Origin of the sequence: Cupriavidus basilensis OR16 (genome assembly GCF_000243095.1) — a bacterium.
Lineage (GTDB): Bacteria > Pseudomonadota > Gammaproteobacteria > Burkholderiales > Burkholderiaceae > Cupriavidus > Cupriavidus basilensis_D.
The window spans coordinates 1-689 of the sequence record NZ_AHJE01000305.1 but is presented as its reverse complement, the minus strand read 5'-3'; the positions used below and the strand labels follow the sequence as shown (position 1 = coordinate 689).

1 protein-coding gene is annotated in these 689 nt (G+C 63.7%); it reads left to right on the top strand.

Going from position 1 to position 689, the window contains the following annotated elements; all coding sequences use genetic code 11:
- A partial coding sequence (cysD, locus tag OR16_RS38845; protein ID WP_006164940.1) for a sulfate adenylyltransferase subunit CysD occupies positions 1-566 on the top strand: 566 nt, incomplete at its 5' end.
- Positions 567-689: the final 123 nt, after the last annotated feature.

Below are 689 nucleotides of genomic sequence, written 5' to 3'. Positions count from 1 at the left end.
AAGCCGTGACGCTGCTGGAAACCATCGAGGCCCACAAGTACGACGCGCTGATGGGCGGTGCCCGCCGCGACGAGGAAAAGGCCCGCGCCAAGGAGCGCATCTTCTCCTTCCGCGACGAGTTCGGCCAATGGGACCCGAAGGCCCAGCGCCCGGAACTGTGGAGCTTGTACAACGCCCGCATGGCGGCCGGCGAGCAGATGCGCGTGTTTCCGATCTCCAACTGGACCGAGCTGGACGTGTGGCAGTACATCGCCCGTGAAGAGCTTGAGCTGCCCCCGATCTACTACGCGCACCAGCGCGAAGTGGTGAAGAAGAACGGCCTGCTGGTGCCGGTCACGCCGATCACGCCGAAGCAGGACGGCGACGTCAGCGAAGTGATCTCGGTGCGCTTTCGCACCGTGGGCGATATCAGCTGCACCTGCCCGGTGGCCAGCGTTGCGGCCTCGCCGATCGAGATCATCGCCGAGACGGCCGTGACCGAGATCACCGAGCGCGGTGCGACGCGGATGGACGACCAGACCAGCGAAGCGTCCATGGAACGCCGAAAGAAAGAAGGCTACTTCTAAGACCGGACGCAAAGGATTCGACATGAGCACCCAAGCAACACACCAAGGCCTGCTGCGTTTCATCACCGCGGGTTCGGTCGACGATGGCAAGAGCACCCTGATTGGCCGCCTGCTGTATGACAG